We start from the raw sequence: 22,060 nt of genomic DNA, 5'->3' as shown, positions 1-22,060 counted from the left end.
TACCTCTTTATTGTTTGGTAATTATCTTGCTTTGCTCTCTTACACTCATAAGGCGAATTTTTTTCGGTATATAGCTAAATGCATCTACCGTTACTTGTTCAGGAACTCGCTTTTTGAGCTTAAAGAGTGATCTAAAACGCTTTGTGTAATGCGTATGCCGGACAGATTTTTTAATACAACGCGCACATCCTTTATCACCTTCTTCCATTAGTTTCCCTCTGCTTATTAACAAAAGGTCAAAACTCGCTATATCACCGAGGATTTCAATAGAAACATTATCTATTGTATCAATATAGCTTTTCGGAAGTGTGTCGCAATTGATTGATTTGAGCCTAAGAGCCAGTTTTCTAGCAACAACTTTATGGTATCCGAGAGCACTGTTAAGTGATTGAACATCTTCTTTAACGGACTCTTCAGTAACTGGGTTTGTTGCTATGCTTGCCAGCTCGGCCTCAACTTCTTCGCCAGTTCTATCCTCATAATGTGCAATTAAGTCACTATCAGTATGCCCAGATTTGTGTAGCGGTACACTATACTGACAAGATATTTCATCTACTGTTGGTAAAATTACCAAGTTTTTCTGATGATTCACATCATATCCTTTCCTCACGATTTGTTGCTGTCTAGCTTCGGACAGCCGAGATAGCGTGTCACAAGATACAACGTGATGGGATGCAACAGATCTTAACTTGAAGTTTAATGGGTGGTGCTTTTTAGCTTTTGAGTCTCTCAAACTCCTGCTTCGCTCCCACTTGCCTTTACCTTCTCTTATTGGCATAGAGCTTACCTTTTAACTATATCTAGCTTTTAATGCGTCTTTACACTGACCGTTCTTCTTCCCTGCAATTCGGCGACAGATTTTGCATCTAACAGGCTTTTTATCTTTGTCCTCATTCGCCTTCGCAGAGTTCTTTCCTGACTGAGCAGACTCACCTGTATTGTGTTTTACTTTTGCTGGATAGGTTTTCTCGCCCTTACCTAAGATGCGAGCAAAAAGCTTATCAAACTCGCCCATCGCTTCTTTTAGTTTGTCGGGTACCATCTTGTCGATGATTTTCACTTCATCCGCTAGCTTCAAGAAATACGCGCCGAGCTCATCTGCGCCCATTCTGTTTGCGTATGAAGCCAGCTCAGTTGCCACTTCAATACAAGGTTTTAGAACATCGCTAACAATCTGGCTGGTTTGCTTGGCGTAATCCACCCAATCTAACGTGCGCAAGAATTTTTCTGGATCGCCTTTACCCATGCCTCTTAAAACGGCCAGCAAAGTATCTTTTGATGTTCCTTTACCGCCTTTTAGTGCTACTTTACATGTGCCTTTGACCGCACTACCAAATGTAGGAACGCAGCCGACAAGGGTAAGTGAAAGTGCTAACCAGTTTTCGGGCTTATCACGTTCTTCTTCACTCAACAAAGTCATAATGTTTGCAGATAAATCTCGCACGTCAGCGGCTTGGTCTACGACAGGAATCATCGTCAGCGCTGTATTGGCGATGATCTGCTCTACAGAAGCATCATCGTTGAAATCACCAAGAATCACACCCCAAATCCAACTGGCGGCACCAGACATTCGCGTCCAAGCATTTTCCCAGAAACCAACTTCGCCTTTCTTTGTTTCTTCAATGATCAGTTGAGCGTTAGCACTAGGATTAAAGTTCGGATTGGTCTTAGTTGGAACATTCGGCATAAAGTCGCGACTGTCCTCACCGTACTCTATGGCAAACTCACCCGGAGCAACGCCACCGACCGAAGCCTTACCGTTGTTGTCTAATGTTCCTTCAAATATGGCGCCAGATTGATCGGTTAGAGTGTAAGTTGCGCCTTGAACGGGTTCACCGTCTGAGTAAGAGAGGTACAAGTCAACCGTATACGTCCCTTCCTGATCTTCCGTAACAGAAACCGATGGGTTTTGTGCGCCACCGAGACACATGGTATTGGCTTTGTTCATGGTCATTTGGTCGGATAGGCGACATACGCCCTTGCCTTCAAACTTAACCGTTGGTGAGGCTGAAATGAACTTTGCTTCGGCTTCTATCGTGCCGGATGCAACGCCTTTTTTATCGCCGCCCGCATCACCGGTACTTTTTGAAAACGTACTGCCTTTGATCGCGACACTGTTGCCACCATCCATAGAGATAGTCGTAGTGCCACCAGCAAGGTCTGCTGACTTAGCATTGTTGCCATAAGGGATAGGAACGATCGGCTTGCCGACCTTCGTTAAACAAACATCTGGGAGCGTTGCATTCGCTTCACCACCTGAGCCTTTATGAACTATCGAAAGTCCATTTGCACCAACTGTTACGCCCATAACCAATCCATTTGAATTTTGTTGATTGAATAATAAAAGAGATCGCACATTGCAATCTCTCTAAATGACTAGTGAATTTCACTAAACCGCTAGTGACATTCACGATAAAGCTTAAAACTGGCAGAAGATCTCATTTCGAGATCTTCTGTTTATCGATACACTTCAAGCAATTGCTGGAACTTTAAATCTATAACGATGTAGGTCGCGGCATACATGATCGCGAAGGTGATCGCACTGATGCCTAAAATCAGTTTGGGCGAAATCACCCTTTTTAGCGGTTTCTTGAGGTATTTGGCCTTAAGGTTAACGAGAGAGACTTTCTCTTGCTCTGCCAAACGCTCATCACGTACTAAGCGATAAATGGTATTGCCGATTTCTGCGAGCTTTTCGTTACCGCGCTCTTCACGGCCATATTTTCCCTGAAAGCCAAGTTGAAGCAGCAAATACAAGAATTCGATGACGTGACGGTATTTGCGCGGGTCTGCTTTTAAACGCTCGAGAATAACGAAGAACTTATCGCCGCCAGATGTTTCATTGTGGAACTCGGACAACAAACTGTTCTGGCTCCAATGGCTGTTAGCGCCCCACTCTTGTCGGCAAACCGATTCATCAATCGCAGCACACAAACAATATCGGATGACCAAAATGGATGCGCGATCCAATTCCATTTCGTTGAGCTTACGTTCGCCTTTTCTTATCTCGCGAGCCACTTGTTCACGGAACGGCATTGGGTCATCAAGCCAAGGAATTGAGGACATACAAGACAAGCTGGCGATCAACCATGAGAATTGGTCGACCAAAGGGTTGATGCCCATGTTTTCGATGTTTAGGTCTTGTACCGCGATATTACGAGACAAGTCAGGCGCTGGCATCACCTCCATCGGTTTGCCAGGCTCTGGTTGGAATAAGACTACGGTGACGTCGGTTTCTGCGTAACTCATAGACGAACAGCCCATAGTTGCAATGACAAGTTAGCAAAGTCACCCGCTACGTGAACCGCAATCGCAGCCGTGTTTTTCAGTGCTGCCCACTCTTCGCCTGTCTTATCCAGTTCGAAGTAGGTGTAACCTGCGTGGTAAGGCAATGCTCGAGGTACGACTGGCATTGGTTTAATCTCGATGCCCGGTAGTTGAAGGTTAATCAGGTCACGAATGTTATCGATAGAACCGATCTTCGTTTGGCTAACAAACTGAGTATGTAGAACATCCAAAGTAACATCAGCTTTAACCGCAAGAATAAAGGTTGTGGTATCGATGATCTTGCTGTCTGGAATCGCTGCCGTTCTAATACCATAGTTTTGGTCTCTCAACGTCAGTGGGATTGCACGTTGCTCAGACATCACACTTAGTGTCATCTTCGCACTATCCAATGTACGCGATAGACAGCTGGTTAGGTCGCCATGGTTGTATTTGGTGAACTCGACTGGACGACGAGACGCTGAACACAAAGTCGAAAGCTCACCTTCCGCTTGAAGAAGAATGCGATAAAACGATTCAGGATGAACCCCTTCTGCGCTCGCAAAGTGCCAGAATAGCGGCTCGTATCGGTTTAGAGCTTGCAGCAGCATGAAATCAGAAACTGAAGATACGCCTTGCTGGTCAACCACGCCGAGGCGCTGAACGATGGATTCTGCGCGGTGTTTCAGCATAGAGGCAAACTCGGTTGCGAACTTGTTTAGCACGGTAGAGGCATGAATATCGATACAAGTCGGAATAAAGCTTTCATCCAAGATAACACTGCCGTCTGGCTTCACTTCTGAGATCTTCAGAATTGGAATTGATGTGTAAGCACTCTTATCTTCATGGTCATACATCAAGCAGAAGTTAAGCTTACCGACTACGATATTTGCCATGTCTTCTGAATCATAACAAGCGTCAACCGCCTCTTGAGATTCCAGCGTGTAACGTGCGCCGTCTTTCTTGGTGCCGAATAGCTCCGAACGTTCAGAAGGTAAGGGACAGCAAAGGTAAACGACTTTGTCAGCGATCGAAGGATCGACGTCTTTCACTTCTGGAAGTTCAGCCAACAGCGGCAATTCGAATGGCGTTCTGTCTTGAAGAATACCTTCAGCACGAGTGATACCAATTTTGCCCAACGCCAGCAATTGCGAGTTAATCTCTAAACGCTTAATGCCCCAATGCAAAGGTGACGTATTTGCGCTCAGCATACTCGACAATTTACTTTGCGAACGATCGAGTTGCTGAAAGTGCTGCGGCTTCATGAACATTCCATCTTGCCAAACAACTGGATTGTATAAAGACATGCTTTTATTCCTTAAAAATAAACTTGTTCAATGCCGCGAGTGTTGTCAGAAATTAACTCACTGCCTTCTAACTTAAGTTTGATGTAGTACTCGCTCTTCTCTTCAATCACTTCAACTTTGCGCCAAGAAGAGCCATCAATATCGCGAAACGCCACCGAGAATCCGACAGCGCGAGTGGCAGGGTCAAGCTCCAAAAATTCATGGATTTTGTCACCCGGTTGCATTTGGTATTCGTAACGTTTGATGTATTCATCGCCTAACGACGCTTTGTCGTTTTCAAACAGAGCGAAGAAATCTAAGCTGCGAAATAGAACTGGTGATGTCAGTTCATGAACACGCAAAATAACTGGGGAGGATTGACCACCTTCACGAACATTAAGCACAGAAGATGCCTCAATCACTAACTCGACTGAGGACGTTTCGGGGATAATTCCCGTTGATTCTTTAAATTGCTCCCACATAGAACAACCGGATAGCAAAACACATCCGAGCAACATTGTAATACTACGCATGACTTCCCTTAATCGCTTTGGTGTAGTTTTTCTTGATCAAACCTTTCAATGACGTCTCATTCATCTGGCGACGGTTATTGGCATAGAACTCCAGATATTCACCCCACAATTTTGATTTGGTAGTGAACATAGATTTACTTGCGACGACGTTTGCAAATGTGACAGGGTCATTCGTCTCTGATTGTTCTATCAGCAACTCATTGAGAGCCTTGTTAAAAATAATCTGATGCTCATTGAGCTCATCCAACATTTGCTCCACCAATTCATTCGGAGACAGCAAGTTCTGGCTATTTAGCGTCAACATCAGTTCCGCTAAGTTTGAATCCGCTTCGCTTAAACCCTGTTCACCTTTAAGTGACTCCACTTCATGAAGGTCTTTTTGCAAGTTGTCGATACACAAACGAAGACAGGTTCCCATTTGCTTAAACAGGAGTGCTTCGTTGCTGATCAATTCTGGATTACTGATTCCTAAACCTTCGTAAAACGCTTTACTAATGTCAGAGGACAGCGTGCCTTCTTCAGTGGCGTTAGGTTCATTGCTGACGAACCCCACTTTGGTTTCTGTAACTTTTGATTCTTGCTGAGCAGATTGCGTCGAAGGAATAAAGGCTTGTGTTACCTCCTCCCATTTCTGACCAACAGGTTCTGTTCTTTGTGCCGATTGTTGGACTGGTGGTGGAGTTGGTTGTTCAAATTGTTGTGGACGAGATTGGTGTACTTCAGGTTGTACTTTCTCAGGTTGAGACACAAACGCGTCAGAGTTGTTTGCTCTCTCTGAATTCACAAAATCTTCAGGGATAAAACTGTTATCTCGACGAGGCTGTGTTTCTGGTTCAACAGACGCATTACTCGTGGCGGTTCCAGCCAACCAATCTTCTGGAATTAGGTTCGGAATATCGAATTCAGAGTGGATACTGAAGCTGTCATCAACGACTTGTCGCGTGTTTTCGATTGGCTTAGCTTTTACCGTCTCAGGCTTTTCGACATCGCGAATAAGATGGTCGTCTTCACGCTGCATCGAAAACTTAAGGTGTGCGATAGGGTCATCGCTGTCCACATCGTCCTGCTTCGTTTCCATGAACAGGTCTTCTAACGCGCCGACTTTTTCGTCTTCCTCGACGACAGCCTCACCCAAATTAACAAGCGGATCATTTGAGACACGTTCTGGAGCAATATCGGCAGCAATATCTTGAGCCGCAGAAACGTGCTCTAAAGAAACACCAATTTCGTACTGGCCAAGGGACACTACGTCACCGTCGACAATCGAAACTGGTTGGTTTTTAAGGATCTTATTGCCGTTTACCATAGTGCCATTGGTTGACACATCACTGATGTAATATGTGTCACCGTAAACACTAATAAGGCAGTGGGTCCCAGAGATAAAACGATTATGGTCAGTTAAAGGCAGTGTACAACTTGGCGCACGCCCTACTGAACCACCACCTTCGGGCATTTCAATATGCTTAGCGCCCGTGTATTCCTCCGGGCACTTTGAAATGAATAGGACTAGCTGATGTGTTTGCATTGCTAAACCTTAAAATAGTAGGGAAACGGACAGCTCTACTCCACCAATTCCATCATTGACTACTGGAAGAATGTAGGAAGCTTGAGGAATGATCTGGATGTGGGCATCTGGGTTGCTACCAAGTTTGATTGCGGTACCAAGAGTGACAACCGCACCAAGTTCAAACTGGTCGATGTCTTCAATGCTTTCGTCACGATAACCGTCTTGGTCTACTTTCCAACGGTTTGAATACTGTGAATAGCCGAACGAAAGTCCAGCACCGACGTAAGGAGTAAAGATGCTCCAAGAGCTCAGGGCGTATTGCGGAACAACACGAAGCTCGTAGTTTGTGACTTCTTGATAAACACCGTTTGAAGGTGCGTCGATATCTTCAGCAAGGTAATTAAGGCCCAACCACCAACGCCAACGGTTGTTGTTTTCATCGATCGGACGTGTATGAACTAGACCGTATCGCAACGTGTCGACATCACCGCTAGAACCTTCATCATAGTCAATACTTTCGATTGTCAGCATGCTGACTGAACCGCCATATCGTTCCCCTTTCGCAGCTGCAAAAGTAGAACACAGACACATGGCCGTGATTAGCCCAACTTGACTTGGTTTTAGCATTTCGTCCCTCTTGGAAAACCTTTGTAATAATATTCAGAGGCGAAAGATATCAAGTCTCTTGGCTTTTTCAACATGGTAAAAAATAGCGCCATTAAATAAGGCAAATAAACTACAAATTAAGGCAGAATAACTAAAAATAATTGCAGAAAGCAGGATGGTTATATTGATGAAAATCAGCGCGAATTTGTCATAATTTTGGTGAAGGTTTAAGGCTGATCAGAAATAACAACCATGTGTAATGTTGCAAAGATGAAGTCAAACACGATAGATTGACCGTATTACAGTGAAAACTAATCAAGGAAGATTTAATTTAGATATTGTCAGATTGATTCCGTTAATCCTGCGTTTCCATAAGCTAGAAAAATAATAAAAAACACATTTATTAACCAAACAAAAGCTTTTAATGCGACACATATCACTGTTGCTAATGCGTTAACAATCAGCACTTTCAACACAAAACGTGAACGAAGATCACACATAGTTAAATTATACGTTTTTAGCTATTATTTATTATTCAATTTCTTTCTTTTAACTATAAAATCCCACCAAAAATATATCATAGCACCTCATTTTTCATTTTCCTGTGGGTCGCTAATTTTTATAATCAGTTGGAATTGGACAATATGTTTTTCAGCGACTTCACTAGAAGGCCGATCGATGAAAGTAATCCAAGCGGCTTAAATCCTAATGGCTTAGATGATTTTGACGAAATCAAACGTCAAATAAATAACCTTAACAAAGTAACAGGTAGAGTTTCTTGGAAGACAGTGCAAACGCTGTCGAAAAAGATTCTAAGCACCCAAGGCAAAGACTTTCGTTGCAGCTGCTATTTTACGGTTGCGGCAACCTATAATGACGGTTTGAAAGGCCTAGTTGAAGGCTTGAACTCGTTGCTCGATTTGTGCGTCGTGTACTGGTACACCGCTTACCCAGAACATGCAAAAGCGAATGCCCGTATCAGCGCTATCGAGTGGATGGTTGAATACACTGAGAAACGGATTAAAAAGCAACGCGCATTACCAGAGGAGCTTCCTCTTATCGAAGCAGCACATCAACTGTGCTTACGCATCGAGGAAGAGTTGCGCCTTCACTACGGAATTAAAGCCCCATCTTTTGGTCGTATTCGTCGTATCTTGAATCAGTGGATTGAAGAGATTAAGGACGCAAAAGCCAAACAAGTCATGGCGTTAGAGGCGAAGCAACCAAAACCGGAAGTGCAATCGCCTTCGACAGGGATTAAAGTTGAAATAGCCCCCCCACCGAAAGTTGACGCAAAACAAGCACCAAAAACCCCACAGCCCGAGTCACCGAAATCGAGCCGATGGGTACTCTTCTCCGTGGTTGGTTTGTTAACAGCAGCATTGGCTTCTCACTTTATTTACAAACAGCATCAATACGAAACACTGAAAGATGATATCGAACACGCTTCACTGACAGAACTGACTGATATCGTTGGCTCGTTTAGTGTTGAAAACAAAGATCACCGACTTTCTTTACGTTCAGCGACTGTAGAACGCCTTGATACATTGATGACCGATTGGACGCTCGATCCAGTGAAGGTAAGTAAAGTAAACATCATTGATGAATTGACTTATGAGTTGACAGAAATCTACCCAGACTCATCGTCTGCTCAGCAACTTCGAGAGAATTTTTTAGATCAACGTTCTCGTTTCGAAAATGAATTCGATGTCATATACAAACGCTTTGCCTATGCTAGGACGATATTTGCCAACGTAACGAAACAGAACACGGACAAGGACTCGAAGAAAGCGTACGAATACAGCAATTCGCTGTTCCCACTTCTTGGGCGGATTGAGTACGCAGAAAAGAATGCGCAGCAAAAGGAAATTGAACGCTCTCTCCTTTTACTGAACATCTACCTATATAAGATTAACCAGTTGCAAGCTGCAACAAACGACAATGAATAACAATACAAGTAAAGAAATTATAGGCTTATGTTCAAACAAAAAACACTGAGAAACCCGATCGTGGTTTCCACCATAGTGGCTCTGGTTTTAGCCGCAATATTTGCAGCAGTATATTTATTCTTACTCGAAGATGCAGATAAGCTTTATCTATGGATTGGCCTTGGCGTCATTTCTGCGTTTTATCTCATATTCCAGTTGTCACTATGGTTTAAGAAAAAGAACAACTCGAAAGCTCAACTTTTGGAAACCGAGGAAGAAGCCCTTTCTATGGTAATCCGCCCTCTCCTTGCTCATTCAGGCAAGAAACCAATCTACCTAATGATTGGTAATAAAGGGTCTGGCCGACGTCAGTTTTTGTTTAATTCAAGCGCAATTAAACCAATGGATCGTTCTCGCACTGCAAAAAACGATTTCTTTGAATGGTATGAATCTGACAGCGCGGTTTACGTCAAGCCAGATCAACGTCTCGTGTTCCAAGAGGTCTCAAGCAGCGATGCATCATTGTGGAATACCTTTGTCGATGAAGTGATTCGTCACCGTCCGAGAAAGCCATTTTCAGGTTGCCTGTTCTTTACCGACTTTGAGTTCATGATTGTTTCTGAGCCAGAGCAAAAAGATTACACCATCACTGCCCTGTTGCAGCGTCTGAGCTCCATCAGCGAAAAAACCTCTTCAGCATTGCCTGTTTACCTGATGATGTCGAAACTTGACAAGTTGGATGGCTTTAAGGAATACGTGCATTTTAGCTCGCTTAAAACTCGCGTAGAGTTCTTGTCTATCCCTTTAAAAGAAGCGAAAGGTGTCATCACAGAGTATTACCGCGATGGTTACCGTAATCTGGTCAAAGTACTTGAAAGCAACGCTTTAGATGCATCAGCAAACTCAACCGATATCGACGAGAAGCAAGCAATCCTCGCGTTTCCTAAGCAATTTGAACTTTGCCAAGCGGAAATCAGTTATGTACTTGAACGCCTTTGTGATGCAAACAGCGGCGTTTATTCTCTTGATATCCGAGAGATTTTCTTCTGCTCTAGCTTACAAGGTGGTCGTAAGTACAACTTGTTAGCAAAAAGCTGCAGCAATTACTTTAATTTGCCGATCATTGCTTCAGAGCACACACAGCTGACAGAAACGCCCTACTTCTCTCGTTTCCTGATTGATTCTCAGATTTTGCCAGAGAGCGATTTTGCCGGTGAGAACAAAACGTACCTGCGTTTGATCCAACGTCAAAGCCATTTGGCTATGTTGGCATCCGTGATCTTGTTGGCTGGCGGTACCTATTTCTTTGTTACAACACTAGACAGTAACCTACGTGTCATCAATCAACTGCTTGGCATAGATGACAAAGGTCAGGTAGAGCAAGAAGCAAGCTTTAACCAGTTATTGCTTAACGCAACACGTGCAATTCAGCCATCATACAGCGCATGGCTAGAAGGCTCTCGTGCCCTAGACGAAGAAGTCTTGCCATTGAACATCAGCCGCCTAGACCAAAGCACAAGATTGGCTTACGAAGCTCTGCTTAAAGAAGTCGCACAACAGCTCATGCCTGTTGTAGAGAGAGGTTACCGTCTCGAGTTAACTCACAATCAACATGATATTGCTGCGACGTTGCCATTGCTTAAAGGCTACTTAATGCTGAATGACCCATCAAAACGTGACATTCAGTTTCTACGTCGCCAAACACTACAAACACTCAACGATTTGAGCGACAAGCCAGATGTTGTTAACCAAGCAATGCGTTACTTGGATGCTTATTTCCGCACTCAATTTGCTCCGGTTGATATCAATATGGACATTGTTCGCGCGACTCGTCGCTCATTACTGGCTAACTCCAATGTCGATCTTGTTTACGCAGGCATTTTGAACCAGGCGGATGCCATTGACCTTGGTACGCTCGACCTTCAACGTGCCGTTGGTTTTGAGTTCAACAACGTGTTTAACGAACCGCTAGACGACAATCGACTTGTGATCGATAAGGTTTACACCTCAACAGGTTTTAGTACCTTCTATCGCCCTCGTGTTGATTTAATGTCACAACAAGTGATCAGTGATAACTGGGTTTTAGGTTTATCAAACCATGTGATTCCGACCAAGCAAGAGCAGGATGCGTTTAAGACTCAGGTTCGTAAGAAGTACACCGACGACTACATCAACTACTGGCGCAACGCACTGAGTGAGTTAAAAGTTCAGAACTACAGCAATGTGGGTGACCTGACGAACGCTATCGACCTTATTTCAGGTCCATCTTCGCCAATGACGACTGTACTTAAGCAAGTTTACGCGAACACGCAGTTCTCTCCTGTTGGCGAGAAGAACGCGTTAATCGCTAAAGTGAACCCGAAACTCGCGGAAGCGGCAGACTCGGCATCAGAAGCAGTAGAAGAAGCCGTACAGCCAGATTACCTACTGATGAAGCGTGTTGAGCAAGCTTTCCACTTGTTGAACCAGCTTCAAGTAAGTGAAACACCGAACTCCCCTACTCCATGGGATGAAACCATTACAGCCTTGAGCCGTGTTCGTACTTACATGAAAGACATCGCTGATGCGCCTGATCCACAAATGGCTGCGTTGGCCGCTGCTCAGCACCGTATGAACAGCACAGAAGCGGACCCGCTTATCAAACTGAAGCAGATTGCTCAAAAGTCACCAGAGCCGGTACGCAGCTGGTTGCTTGATGTGGTTCAGCAAAGCTGGTCAGTGATGATTGCGGAATCAGCAAAAGGCATTCAAACCCAATGGTACAGCGAGATTTACACCAAGTTTAAAGAGCTAGGACTTGGTAAATACCCATTTGATCTCAACGCGACAGAAGAAATCTCGATTGAAGACTTCGAATTGTTGTTTGCATCAGGTGGTTTGTTAGACACGTTTATTCAGAAGAACTTCGCACCGTTCTACGATACAAACTTGTGGACACCAAAACAGGTGGATGGCGAGACAATGCCACTTTCTCCTGCCCTATTGGTGCAATTGCGCAATTACAATGTTATCCGCGATACGTTGATCAATAAGAGCACAAACCGAGTTTACATCCCGTTCAGTGCGAAAGTATTAGACCTTGATTCCAGTGCTATCAGAGCCAGTCTGAAAATTTCAGACGCTGATATCAACTACTATCACGGTCCGAGCCGAATTCGTGAGATGGAGTGGCCGCCGCAGAACGGTGACTTCAACATTAGTATCACGATCCAAGATGTGACAGACGAGGGCAAGCAGCACGTTCTTAATAAGAGTGGTCAGTGGGCGATATACAGATTGCTAGGTGATTCGACCCTGACAAACACTCATAACGGTAGCTTCGTCAGTGACATAAAAGTGTCAGGGAGGGACCTGAGCCTTCGTATCACTCCTTTGACACAGAAAAACCCATTCACTCTAGCCGAGCTGTATAACTTTACACTCCCAGAGTCGATTTAATAACTATATAAAAACCAGAATAGGCAGAACACATGATTTCAAACATGAATTTACAAGGCTTAGACAAGTTAGACCGCAAAATCCTTTCCAGTCTGTTATCAAACGGACGAGAGTCAATTGCGAATCTATCTAGAAACATCGGTTTGTCTCGTACTGCTGTCGCAGAAAGAATCAACAGGTTGGAAAAGACTGGGATCATCAAGGGCTACACTGCCCAGATCCGAGTCGAAAATGAGGGTCGCAAAGCAGCCAGCTATCTGCTGATCTCTTGTGAAAAGGGCAAGAAAAACGAAGTAACGAGTGCCCTTAAAGAGATTCCAGAGGTACGACTGACGAGCGTTGTGGGTGGTAGCTTCGACATTATTGCTCTTATCGAAGCTCCAGACCTTCAGTCTATTCACCACCTATGTAATGAAATTGAATCTTTCAGCGGAATTCAAAAACTCGACACAACGGTAGTACTCCACCAACCAATCAGTCGATAAGTTATTTGGGGTTCCCGCCGAACATTCTTTTCAGACTAAAAAGCCGCGAATACATCGCGGCTTTTTTTGTGTTGTTGTACCTAACGCTTCTTACGCATCCGTTTCTTATTCATCCATTTCGGAATCATCGCAAAGCATTAGATACTGCCGATTACACGTATTTTAGCGTCTGCTTCGTTAGGGCTACCTAGCCAAAACGTTTGACCTAAGTGGTTCCCTTCCCCATTACCCAGTTGGTTATCTGGAATAGAATCAAGGTTAACCGTCAGCTTAAGGTCCCACGACATCGGGTCACGCAGAATAAAACGCATCAATCCCACCAGCGTCTTGTGTAATTCGCCATCGTAAGAGAACTGCTTAAACGTCTCAAAATCAATGTTGTCGATGCACAAGTTAAACTTGCCATTCAAATCCGCAATGCTTTGGCCCAAGTGCAGGCTTTGCCCCAACACACAGTTAGCGCGATTGAGTTTGTTACGCTGGCTTTCAGCGATTTCTACGCGTCTATAAACCCACTCTTCAATACGCACATTCGGCAGTGAAAAGTAGTGCGAAACAATACCGGATATCAGCTTAGGGGAGCGTGTACGTGTCGATAACTGGTTAACGTAAGACAGAATCTTCGCTCGGTCTAGCTCCGCGACATCACAATCTTGCATCACGCCAGACAGACCAGCCAAGTGCAGTATCCGTCCCGAGAACGCGTCGCTCGCGTCACTTTGGTATTGCACATGATAGCGATACTTCTTCCAGACTCGATACAACAAACTGGTGTAGCGGTTATGGAAAAAGTCGAAGAAGTCTTTTACCGGGTTATCATCAGGGTCGCGACCTGCAAGCTTCTCCGTGTAAGAGGCTGGCAGTGGTGAACTTGAGCCGTGCAAACCGAGGAAGTTCGTCTCAACACGAGAATACTGTTGCCCGTTTCTCTCCATATGAGTGATAAAGTCCATATCACTCTTCGGAAAGCACAGATTTGGCGACACACTGAACTCAATGCGTTCCTGATGGAAGTATTTGTTCTCACCGACCGCGACAAAATTGGAATTTGGCTCTAGTTGGTAGTGTTTTTCCAGCAGAAGTACCGCTTGGTAAAAACTAAACTCATTCGACTTATCAGAAAGTGTATTAATCATAGAATCGTCTGCTGTCCGATCAGGCTTGCCCAGTTGTACACTTCGCCAGTGGCTTCATCAAACACTTCCAGTTCAGTAAAGGAGTTCACACTCGAATACAGACGGATGAATTCATTCAGTACCGTTGCCATAAGGAACATATCGCCTTCATTCACGAAGAACTTAGAGTTGGTCACCAACTTGAATTGGTTACCACGTACGGAAACGCCACGGAACACACGGTCAATGGGTTTCATCTCTGACGAGATAATGCCATCAAGTCTATGAATCGACGCGCGGTGGGCTTGCCTATCGACACGAGAATGGAAGTCGTAAGTCGAGAGCAACACTTTCAACACATCGATATTCGCTAAAGACAAGTAGTTGAGAGACATGTTGGCAATCAGCTGCCATTGAAGCTCACCGTTCACTTGTGGGCTTACCGATTGTGTTGGCTTCGTAATGTTTTTAAACGTCGCATACGTTGGCGACTTGTGGGTTGCGTAAGTGATGTCACCCACCGAAAGACGTTCTGCCAAATCCGCATTGCTGCATTGCAGTTTCATCAATACCGTTTCAGTCCCCAAATCCGCAATGTCGCCATTGTGAGTATGGAATGAGATATAGCGCTCTAACCCTCTTCCGCTTACTCGCTCACCTACTTTGGATTTGTAGAACTCTCGTTTATCACGCTGGTTGATTTGGTGTTCAAACGACTCAAATTCGATTAACGGTTTACGACGGCGTTCATCCTTACTCCAACTCTCCACTTGCTCAATCCCATACACTTCATAGTGTTCTTGAGTATTGCTTTGAGGGCGTACTTTATATTCATTTCGGCGATGCTCTAGGCGAATTGGATCACCGTCTTTTTCAAACAGGTTCACCGCTGGGGTGCAGTGCAGCCTTAAGTGTTTATCTTTAAGCACCACTTCTGAAGGCAAAGCACGCTTAAAGTGGAATTTGATTTTGACCGTGCTGCGTTGGGGAATACCTTTTAGCCACTCTAAGCCCTTGATGTCGAAGAACATGAACTTATCTGGCAAAGAGAAGAATTCTTGTAGCAAGCGGTAACCTGCGAAGGAGTTTTTGCTGTAAGGCAGCAGCGCTTCGTCTTCTTCATGCCCTACTGGCTTAACGTATTCTGGCCCTAGGCGGTGTTTGTAGCCACCACCAACGTCTAGCTCGACGTAATCTAGGTAGCGGAACAACCATAAGAAGACGGTGCGAGTTATGTGAATCTCGCCATGCAAGTGTAAGCGCAGCGTATCTAAGCCGATACGAGACAGCTCAAGACCATGTTCCGTCGATAACGTCACATCAATCGCTGAGCTGGTGCGGCTATTGGTTTGTTCGATATTAGTGATCGTGATTGGGTACAGATTCACATCGTAGCAAGTGCGGAACAAACACTGCGTGCCTTCAACTTGTTCACTGGCCATCTCCGCGCCACGTTTCACCACGGTTTTCTCAGTAACACTTCCCGTATGTGGTTTCAGCTCGCTGATGCACAAAGACGGAATTGAACGCATGTAATGCGGCCACAGCAAAGTCATCAGAGATTGCGTCAGCTCCGGCAGTTCGTCGTCAATCTTTTCGCGGATACGTCCGGTCAGAAAAGCAAAACCTTCAAGCAGTCGCTCGACGTCTGGGTCGAAGGTTCCTTCAGAGAGAAAGTGAGTTAACTTCGGGTGATATTTGGCAAACTCACTACCCGACTCGCGCAAATACGTGAGTTCATCTTGAAAGTATTTACTGTTACTCAAGTGGCACCTACTAAACGTTAAATTGGCCGTCAGTTCCCATGTAGACATCGATCGACATTGGAACTTTACCGCCGTTATGGGAAACTTCGCCGCGAATACCAAAGCCGAGTTGTAATGGGTTATGGTGGTCTTCACGGTAATGAACCTCGACATTCAACAGTCGGGGCTCAAAGCGTTCTATGGTTGATGTGATGTTTTTTTGAATGTGGCGAACGAGGTTTGTGTTATTGGAAAGCACATCGTTGAAATCTGGCAGGCCGTACTCATCATCAATCATGGCGTTACCAGAATGTGTGTTCAATAAGTCGGCAAGGTGCGAGTGAATAGACTCAATCAGGTGCTTGTGAGACACCACTTTCTCGTAGCAGTTTTTTGGCTCACCCAATTCAATCCGTTCTAGAAGACGATAACCTTTTTCCATGTTCGGTCCTACGAAAAAAGCAGCCAGTCTTCACTGGCTGCTTGATGGTTTCAGTAATGGGTTATTGATCTAGTTTACCAACTAGAGACAAGTCGAAGCTTGCGCCCATGTACTTGAAGTGAGGACGTACAGACATCGATACTTTGTACCAACCTGGATCGCCTTCTACGTCTGATACCTCTACCTTCGCAGCGCGAAGTGGACGACGACCACGAACTTCCGCTGGCGGGTTCTCTTGGTCAGAAACGTATTGACGGATCCACTTGTTCAGTTCGATTTCTAGGTCAGAACGCTCTTTCCAAGAACCGATTTGCTCACGCTGTAGCACTTTGATGTAATGCGCCAGACGGTTGATGATGAACATGTAAGGAAGCTGAGTACCTAGCTTGTAGTTCATCTCTGCTTGTTTGCCTTCAGGCGTGTTCGCAAACACTTTTGGTTTTTGAACAGAGTTTGCAGAGAAGAACGCCGCGTTGTCAGAACCTTTACGCATGGTTAGAGCGATAAAGCCCTCTTCTGCTAGCTCGTACTCACGACGGTCAGAAACAAGGATCTCTGTTGGGATCTTAGTTTCGATTTGACCCATTGCTTCAAAGTTGTAAACCGGTAGGTCTTGAACCGCACCACCACTTTGAGGACCAATGATGTTCGGACACCAACGGTATTTAGCGAATGATTCACTGATCTTAGACGCCATCGCGTACGCTGAGTTGCCCCATAGGTAGTTGTCGTGGCTGTCTGTTACTTTCTCATCGTAGTCAAACGCCTTAATTGGGTTATCTTCTACAGAGTAAGGTGTACGTAGCATGAAGCGAGACGTACATAGACCTAGGTAACGTGCATCCTCGTGCTCACGCAGACCACGCCATTTCGCGTACTGCGGGCCTTCGAATACAGACTTAAGGTCTTTTAGGTTTGGTAGCTCTTCGTAGCTATCTAGGCCAAAGAATTTAGCCGATGCAGACGTGATGAACGGTGCGTGAGACATTGCGCCCACGTTCGCCATGTATTCCATCAGTTTGATGTCAGGCGTTGATGCTGACATGTCAAAATCACAGATTACTGCACCAACAGGTTTACCACCGAATTGGCCGTATTCACGTGTGTAGATCTGCTTGTAAAGACCAGACTTCACCACTTCTGGTGCGTCTTCGAAGTCATCAAGAACTTCATCTTTCTTCGCTGAGATCAATTCAATTTGAATGTTCTCACGGAAGTCAGTGTGGTCAACAAGGTACTTAAGACCACGCCACGTTGACTCAACCGCTTGAACTTCTTCGCTGTGAAGAATCGCATCAACCTGGTTCGACAGTTTTTGGTCGATTTCAGAGATCATCAGATCAACCAAAGATTGGTCTACTTTCTCTGTGTTCGAGCTGCTTAGTAGCTCACTGATGAATGCTTCTACGCCGCGTTTTGCAACGTCAAAACCTTCATCACTTGGCTTTAAACGAGTTTCATTAAGAATGCTATCCAGAAGTGAGCCTGATTCAACTAAGGCTGCTTCTTGTTCTGGCGCTTGTGCTTCTGCAGACATGATATCCCTTACTCTTCTTTCGCTTCTTGGTCGGCGCCAATGCTTAGTTCATCCAACAGTTTCTTTCTCGCTTCTTCGTCTTGAAGAACCGATGCGATCTTCTTACGGAACGCAGGAACGTTTCCTAGAGGACCTTTCAGTGCAACCAAGGCTTCACGAAGTTCAAGCAAGCTGTTTAGCTCAGGTACGCTTTTCGCGATTGCTTCAGGAGAAAAGTCCTTCATGTTTTGGAACGTAAGATCAACGCCGATTTGACCACCTTCTTCTTCAGAAAGACGGTTTTCAACATTCACTTTAACGTTTGGAGACATGCCCTCTAGCACTTCGTTAAAGTTGTCTTTATCGATATTGATTGGAGTACGTTCTTCGATTGGCGTCTCATCTGCACGTGCAGTAAAGTCGCCAACTACCATCATGCTCAGCGGCAGCTCTACGTCTTCTTGCGTATCACCAGTTGCTGGAACATAACGGATATTAATTCGCTCTTTAGGAGCCACCGAGCCGTCACGTGACATAATTAGTTCCTTATTTAACTCTTTAATTAGTCATAAATTGCTTTCCACTCTTCATACTTCTCAGGCAAAAGGTCCTTACTTCTGAATAACTGATGGAGTGTTTTTCGAATCAGGTCTTCTAACTGTGAAGATAAGTGGGGTTCCCAGCTCGCGAGATTAAACGCTTTTTGTACTTCCCAACCCTTCTCAAGATAAGGCAGACACAACGGGTATAATCCAACAGACTGGTAAGCTGCTATCAATTGTAAATACAGCATGAACTGTCCACGTCCCGAGCTATCCAGCTCGAGTTTGCGGGCAAGTTCTGCGGCATATTCCCCTAGGTTTTCTAGAGTGATATCCTCCATCGGCAGCGAATCTTCTTGCGAAATAACAACCGTTTGAACAACGGATTGAGACGTCGAAGAAGTTGCATCCTGAGTCGATAACCAGCTCAAGGTCGCTTCATCTGCAAATGGTAAAGAATTCTTAAATGAGAGGTGCTCGATGCCCTCTAGCGAATCAACAAAACGCTGCACTTCTTGTTTCACAGCCAGTGCTGCATCGTCGAAGCCCAAGTTATTGAGCATCGAATACACGAAGTAATGACCTGTCAGCCAAAACGGCGCATCCGTTAGTGTGCGCTCCAAACGTTTAATGGTGTCGATGTCGCTTTCTTGATTGGCTTTGTCTCGGTATTCCGCCTGTTGATCGGAAGACACTGCCAAGCTCAATGGCGTTTGATTGTTTTGATGATCAGGCAGACCATCAATATCATCCCAAGTCAGATGACGATAAATTCGGTAAGCCAGCGGATCACTTGGATTTGCATGAAGCATGACTTCTGCAACCTTCTTCAAGGTGCGCTTAGAAGCCGTCGGTGAAGAGAAGTCCGTATCGACATCCACTTCTTTTGCTACCGCTTTCTTAACTGGTGCAGGTTTAGGGGCCGGCGTAACCGTCTTTGCTGGAGCGGTTTGCACTTCGCTCTGTGCCGGCTTTTCTACTGCGGCAGGCTGTGCAGTTGGCGTAGATATCGCCTGTTCAACAGTGACCGATGCGTCATCGATTTGGTCATCAGCCGCAGCTTGTTGAGATAAGACGTTGAGCTGAGTGCGAATCTCAAAGAAATCAGCTTCTGAGTCTTGGTAAACATCGTCGAATTGTCGCTGAACCTCTTCAATGGTCGAAATACAGCTTGAAACCAGCTCCCATGACTGAGCACTTTCTGCTAACTTACCGCTTACCAATTTAAACTGATGGTTCAGCCATTCGACCGCGCCATCTCTGCCCCGCTTTCGCGAAGGATACAGTTCAACGCCAAAGCGACTTAACGCCTCACTAAGCAGCTTTAGACCTTGCTCAAAACCTTGAAGACCAAACTCTTCCGTTAGCGCACGTACAAGGTAACAAATGGCTTTTAAGTCTTTGCTGTGGTGCTCTAGCACTTCAGTCGCATGCGTTTTTACGACGCCCCAATCGACCGTTTCACCAAACAAGGAACCGAATTTTTTTACCTCAGATTCCATCATCTCGTAGCAAAACTCGTAGCGAGCATCTTCACCCACTGGCGTTGCATCAGAGATAGGGGCCAATAAGCGTTCGATATCGATAACAGACATTAGCCTCTCCCCTCTGCTAGATAATCTCTCAGAGCGCGCTCAACGGCGATTGCACCACGTGCCGGGCGAGAAAGTTGATGACTTTTATCGATAGAATCCGTAGCCATGCTCTCAAGCAGATCGGTAATTTCACTAAACTTCTTCGGCGCGTGTCGCTCAAGGTCAGCCAGTGAATCATGCAGTTTTTGCTTATCAAACACCGACTGTTCAGTCACGGTGCTAAATAGTATGTATTCGCTACGAGCAACAATCAGATCCTTGACCTTTTTGTTCAGCGCCGGCGTGTTACCAAAATAAGTCTTAGCGGCCTTCGCCTCTTCAATAGCTTTGGTGTAGTAGTGATCTTTTGCGTGCTGCTCGATAGAGTCGTTGATGTTTGCCATTACTTTATTTGGCAACACTTGGCTGTAGAAATAAGCTTCCGATTGATTTAGTAACCAAGCCGCTTTCATCTCCTCGTCGGCCAACTTAGCTTCACCATCAAGGATTAATTTAGCAATCTGCTCGTCTTTGCTTCCCGCAACCGCAGAGATTTTCATCGAATCGACCGACGCGACATTCAAACCTGCCATCACTTTGGTTAAGGTTTTGTCAGCGTATGGGTATAAAGCACCATCATCGACCAATTTTTCTCGTAACGTCACCAACTCTTTACGCAATTCCACTAGCGTTTTCGGTAAGTCATCCGCTAGGGCTTGATAAGAGGTCAATAGCGCCTGATTATTTTTGTACAGCTTAGACAGTTTCATTTGCTGCACTTGGTAGGCTTCACGATATGGCGCCATCGACATGACATCTTTTTCCATATCATTGAGCGCCTGCTCAATCGCCCAAGGAGGCTGAGCCAAGAAGGAAGCGGTTTGTGCTGGTTTGATCGTACTCGCCAGAGGAGTTTCGTTTTGTGAAATTGTCGGTTCCGACTTCACAATCGTTTTCCATTCAGGCTGGTTTTGTTCATATAAGTAATGGCCTGTAATTGCCATCACGCTCAATACTAAGCTAGCTTCGAGGACTTTAAAGCGACCGTAGCCGGCTTTGTCTTGAGGTTTACAATGCGTCAGCAATAAGTCGGCATTACGCAAGCTGCTAAAAATCGGCGCATTCGACTGTGAATCAATAGATTGAGTGTCAATGCGTGCAAGTTGCTGTGCAAATGAAATAGCGGTGTAGCCATGCCCTCTTGGGTTATTAATCACTTGCTTGAGCAGCTTCCAAATATGGTTTGGAATTAATGCCGGACGCTTGCGATCTTTTAATTGCTTGTGCCAAGCGTCACCAAAGATCGAACCAATAAATAAATGGCCCGTCAGTAGTGCAAGTGAATAAACATCGTCTTGTGGCTCGGTTGTACCTGTCTCAAGGTAAAGAGGTGAAGCGTAACTTAAACTTGCCTCAGCATGAGATTCTGTCTCACCAATATAGCGAGCCGCACCAAAGTCGATGAGCTTGACGTAGTCCCCTTCGCTAACCAAAACATTTGATGGTTTGATATCAAGATGACAGATACCTCGAGTGTGCATAAATTCCAGCGCACCTGCGAGTTGGTACACTAACCAAGCAATATGGTCGTGACGGAAACCTTTAGAGGAGTGACGCTCCATCTTTTCTGCCAGTGATTCACCTTGAATCCACTCGTACATTAAGTATGGGCGTTCAAATTCGTTACCGATTTTAATGAAATCCGCAACGCTAGGATGTTGAGAAAGTTCTAATCTACTTGCCTCATTAACCAACATTTTATTGGCAATGTCTGGCGCATCTTCGTTGACGACTTTACAGCAGATTTGTTTTTCTGGTTGGCCTTTTTTGGCGAGATGGTAAACCGTCGTTCTACCATTTTTCGATGGCAGCGTGTCTAGAACATCAAATTGTGAAAAAAGCACGTACTCAAGCTTTGGCTTATTTTTCTGCGCCAACCTTTGCTCGTTCTGTTTCTTTTTCTCAATGGCTTTGACAACCAATTGATCAATATATCCTTTGGCTGCTCCCTGCTTATCAGACACTTTGCACTCTTTTATCGAACAAATATTATTAGGCGGAAATAATATTTGCTGAAAC

The 22,060-nt window shown here is 45.0% G+C and carries 17 protein-coding genes; 3 read left to right on the top strand and 14 right to left on the bottom strand.

The genetic code is table 11. The features are described from left to right. Positions 1-7: 7 nt before the first annotated feature. From QTO06_RS10990 to QTO06_RS10960, 7 genes are all read right to left on the bottom strand, one after another. A complete protein-coding gene (locus QTO06_RS10990; protein ID WP_171371463.1) occupies positions 8-778 on the bottom strand; it encodes an AHH domain-containing protein in 771 nt (256 codons plus the stop codon). A gap of 12 nt (positions 779-790) precedes the next feature. Continuing rightward, the gene (locus QTO06_RS10985) at positions 791-2,308 is read right to left on the bottom strand and encodes a PAAR-like domain-containing protein (RefSeq protein ID WP_331408023.1); all 1,518 of its coding nucleotides are present in this window, start codon (positions 2,306-2,308) and stop codon (positions 791-793) included. 149 nt (positions 2,309-2,457) lie between these two features. Beyond that, the gene (gene icmH / locus QTO06_RS10980) at positions 2,458-3,249 is read right to left on the bottom strand and encodes a type IVB secretion system protein IcmH/DotU (RefSeq protein WP_005449458.1); all 792 of its coding nucleotides are present in this window, start codon (positions 3,247-3,249) and stop codon (positions 2,458-2,460) included. Further along, positions 3,246-4,571 (bottom strand): type VI secretion system baseplate subunit TssK, encoded by a 1,326-nt coding sequence (tssK, locus tag QTO06_RS10975; protein WP_331408022.1) that lies wholly within the window; start codon positions 4,569-4,571, stop codon positions 3,246-3,248. The genes icmH and tssK overlap by 4 nt, the downstream gene beginning before the upstream one ends. An 11-nt stretch (positions 4,572-4,582) precedes the next feature. After that, positions 4,583-5,083 carry a type VI secretion system lipoprotein TssJ gene (gene tssJ, locus QTO06_RS10970; protein WP_331408021.1) on the bottom strand — a complete coding sequence of 167 codons (501 nt, stop codon included), beginning with the start codon at positions 5,081-5,083 and terminating at the stop codon, positions 4,583-4,585. Then, complete coding sequence (locus tag QTO06_RS10965; protein ID WP_331408020.1) at positions 5,076-6,608, bottom strand: type VI secretion system-associated FHA domain protein; 1,533 nt, start codon at positions 6,606-6,608, stop codon at positions 5,076-5,078. The genes tssJ and QTO06_RS10965 overlap by 8 nt, the downstream gene beginning before the upstream one ends. Before the next feature lie 9 nt (positions 6,609-6,617). Next, positions 6,618-7,217, bottom strand: a complete 600-nt coding sequence (locus tag QTO06_RS10960; RefSeq protein WP_331408019.1) for an outer membrane beta-barrel protein — start codon at positions 7,215-7,217, stop codon at positions 6,618-6,620. A gap of 623 nt (positions 7,218-7,840) precedes the next feature. Here QTO06_RS10960 and QTO06_RS10955 point away from each other — a divergent pair. From QTO06_RS10955 to QTO06_RS10945, 3 genes are read left to right on the top strand one after another with little or no spacing between them, the layout of a single operon-like run. Then, positions 7,841-9,145 carry a type VI secretion system ImpA family N-terminal domain-containing protein gene (locus tag QTO06_RS10955; RefSeq protein WP_331408018.1) on the top strand — a complete coding sequence of 435 codons (1,305 nt, stop codon included), beginning with the start codon at positions 7,841-7,843 and terminating at the stop codon, positions 9,143-9,145. Between the two features lie 27 nt (positions 9,146-9,172). Then, the gene (gene tssM, locus QTO06_RS10950; protein WP_331408017.1) at positions 9,173-12,562 is read left to right on the top strand and encodes a type VI secretion system membrane subunit TssM; all 3,390 of its coding nucleotides are present in this window, start codon (positions 9,173-9,175) and stop codon (positions 12,560-12,562) included. Positions 12,563-12,594: 32 nt separating this feature from the next. Next, positions 12,595-13,047 carry an Lrp/AsnC family transcriptional regulator gene (locus QTO06_RS10945; protein ID WP_331408016.1) on the top strand — a complete coding sequence of 151 codons (453 nt, stop codon included), beginning with the start codon at positions 12,595-12,597 and terminating at the stop codon, positions 13,045-13,047. 137 nt (positions 13,048-13,184) lie between these two features. Here the strand turns inward: QTO06_RS10945 and tssG are convergent, their stop codons facing one another. From tssG to QTO06_RS10910, 7 genes are all read right to left on the bottom strand, one after another. Beyond that, the gene (tssG, locus tag QTO06_RS10940) at positions 13,185-14,183 is read right to left on the bottom strand and encodes a type VI secretion system baseplate subunit TssG (RefSeq protein WP_331408015.1); all 999 of its coding nucleotides are present in this window, start codon (positions 14,181-14,183) and stop codon (positions 13,185-13,187) included. Further along, positions 14,180-15,928, bottom strand: coding sequence for a type VI secretion system baseplate subunit TssF (gene tssF / locus QTO06_RS10935; RefSeq protein WP_020195814.1), 1,749 nt, complete (start codon positions 15,926-15,928; stop codon positions 14,180-14,182). The genes tssG and tssF overlap by 4 nt, the downstream gene beginning before the upstream one ends. Positions 15,929-15,938: 10 nt before the next feature. Beyond that, the gene (gene tssE / locus QTO06_RS10930) at positions 15,939-16,349 is read right to left on the bottom strand and encodes a type VI secretion system baseplate subunit TssE (protein WP_020195813.1); all 411 of its coding nucleotides are present in this window, start codon (positions 16,347-16,349) and stop codon (positions 15,939-15,941) included. A gap of 61 nt (positions 16,350-16,410) precedes the next feature. Further along, the gene (gene tssC / locus QTO06_RS10925; protein ID WP_005437988.1) at positions 16,411-17,886 is read right to left on the bottom strand and encodes a type VI secretion system contractile sheath large subunit; all 1,476 of its coding nucleotides are present in this window, start codon (positions 17,884-17,886) and stop codon (positions 16,411-16,413) included. Between the two features lie 8 nt (positions 17,887-17,894). Then, positions 17,895-18,401 (bottom strand): type VI secretion system contractile sheath small subunit, encoded by a 507-nt coding sequence (gene tssB / locus QTO06_RS10920; RefSeq protein ID WP_331408014.1) that lies wholly within the window; start codon positions 18,399-18,401, stop codon positions 17,895-17,897. 26 nt (positions 18,402-18,427) lie between these two features. Next, the gene (gene tssA / locus QTO06_RS10915; protein ID WP_331408013.1) at positions 18,428-20,002 is read right to left on the bottom strand and encodes a type VI secretion system protein TssA; all 1,575 of its coding nucleotides are present in this window, start codon (positions 20,000-20,002) and stop codon (positions 18,428-18,430) included. After that, the gene (locus QTO06_RS10910; protein ID WP_331408012.1) at positions 20,002-22,005 is read right to left on the bottom strand and encodes a serine/threonine protein kinase; all 2,004 of its coding nucleotides are present in this window, start codon (positions 22,003-22,005) and stop codon (positions 20,002-20,004) included. Before QTO06_RS10910 ends, tssA begins: the two co-directional genes overlap by 1 nt. Positions 22,006-22,060 lie beyond the last annotated feature (55 nt).

Source organism: Vibrio sp. M260121 (genome assembly GCF_036533715.1).
Lineage (GTDB): Bacteria > Pseudomonadota > Gammaproteobacteria > Enterobacterales > Vibrionaceae > Vibrio.
The sequence above is the reverse complement of the archived record's forward strand: the minus strand, read 5'-3'. Positions and strand labels throughout refer to the sequence as shown.